The 983-nt window shown below is 28.3% G+C and carries 1 protein-coding gene; it reads right to left on the minus strand.

Annotated elements, in window-relative coordinates; translation table 11 throughout:
• Nucleotides 1-135: 135 nt before the first annotated feature.
• Nucleotides 136-983 (minus strand): RHS repeat domain-containing protein (locus LG649_RS15875; RefSeq protein ID WP_226544803.1); only part of this gene is annotated, 848 nt, incomplete at its 5' end.

The following is a 983-nucleotide window of genomic DNA, read 5'->3' on the forward strand; positions in this document are numbered from 1 at the left end:
AACGTGTTTGTGTATGGTTAGTTGCGTGGTTAAGCAACTAAATTAGCAAACTTTTACGAACCCGAGAAAATTCCGCAGGAATTTTCGCAAGTAGGGAAGAACCTAGCAATTAATTATACACAGTGTTGTGTACAGTTATTTATAGATGTATTTATATTCATTTATCAATCTTTCCTTGTCTCCAATTTTTTTATATTCTTTTTTCTCTATTAAAATTCCATTTTCATTATAACCAAAAAGTATTCTTTCATATAGTTTATTACTTTTGGATAAAAACTTGTCTATCGAATCCAATTTCGAATCATTGTACCTGTAATAATATGTTCCCGTTCGGTCATTTAATTTTGTCAATCTCCCTTTTTTGTCATACTCATAATTAAATTTGATGCCGTTACGGTAATCTACTTTAACTATTCTTCCATTTTTAAAATATTCGGTCAGAAAGGTTACGGAATCATTTGATTTTTCTATTCGCTTTAGTTTTCCCAACAAACTATAAAAGTGCTCTTCTTTCTCTCCGAATTTATTAATCAAGTATTTCAGCTTGCCTTTTCTTTTGTAGACTTTATTAATTTTATATTTTTTCTCAATCAAAGAGTCTTTATAATAATTCGAGTAAATACTGTCTAGATTACCAAATTCGTCATAAAAATTTTTCTGAAGCCCTCTTGATACTGACCAATAATGAACTTTTAAGTTAGGTTTAATTTTTTTGTTAAGATATTCGGTTTTTGATTCAAAAATATTGATAAATGGATATCTGTGATGTTCTCTCTTAAAGTTTGGAAAAACTTCTTTATAAATTCCGCTTTTATATTCAGTCAGAATTTGATTTAGTGTGGTGTCTTTTCTTTTAGTGTCTATTTTCCATTCATATCTTACTGATTTAATTTCAGATGTGTCAATTTTTACTTGCGAAAAACTCGAAGTATAAACTGAAATTATAATGATAAGCAGGATGTTTTTCATAATTGTACACAACG

It is taken from the genome of Neotamlana laminarinivorans, assembly GCF_020523925.1.
GTDB classification, from domain to species: Bacteria; Bacteroidota; Bacteroidia; order Flavobacteriales; family Flavobacteriaceae; genus Neotamlana; species Neotamlana laminarinivorans.